At 65.8% G+C, this 652-nt stretch carries 1 protein-coding gene; it reads right to left on the bottom strand.

All coding sequences use genetic code 11. The features are described 5' to 3' along the window. The coding region (locus AB4Y77_RS22960; protein ID WP_442015461.1) for an HNH endonuclease signature motif containing protein at positions 1 to 652 on the bottom strand (652 nt) is incomplete at both ends.

The raw sequence follows: 652 nt of genomic DNA on the forward strand, positions 1-652 counted from the left end.
GTTTCCATGTCGATCCGCCACTGTTCCTTGTGGATGAGGTGGTGGTGGTGGCTGCAGAGCAGGGTGCCGTTCTCTGTTGAGGTGGTGCCGCCGTGGGACCAGTAAGTGATGTGGTGTGCTTCGCACCAGGGTGCGGGCATGGTGCAGTCGGGGAACGCGCAGCCTTGGTCGCGGGCGGTGATGGCTTTGCGGATGTGGGGTGGGAAGATCCGGGTGGTACGGCCGATGTTCAGGACGCGGGAGTCGCTGCCGAGCAGGACGGGGATGATCTCGGCGTCGCAGGCGATTTTGCGGATGGTGTTCGGGTGCATCGGCCCGGTGAACGTCGCAGTCCCCGTCCCTGTACCTGTCCCAGTCCCAGTCCCGGTGCCGGTGCCGGTGCTGTGCTGGTTGTGGTGTTGGTGGTTTTGGAGTCGGTTGAAGAGGTCGCGTTCGTCGATGGTGACGGTGAGTTGGGGTGGGAGGCCGCCGTTGGAGGGCAGTTTTCCTGTGCGCATGGCGAGGCTGCAGGCTCCGGTGAGGCCGTTGAGGAGTTTCTGTGGCCGGGTGCGCCGGTCCAGGTCCGGGCCGGCGCTTTTGCCGTTGTCGGGGCTGTCCCCGGTGTCGGTGTTCTCCGCGGTGCCGGGCTCGTTGGTGGTGGTGAGGCGTGGGT

The organism is Paenarthrobacter sp. YAF11_1 (genome assembly GCF_052113445.1).
Lineage (GTDB): Bacteria > Actinomycetota > Actinomycetes > Actinomycetales > Micrococcaceae > Arthrobacter.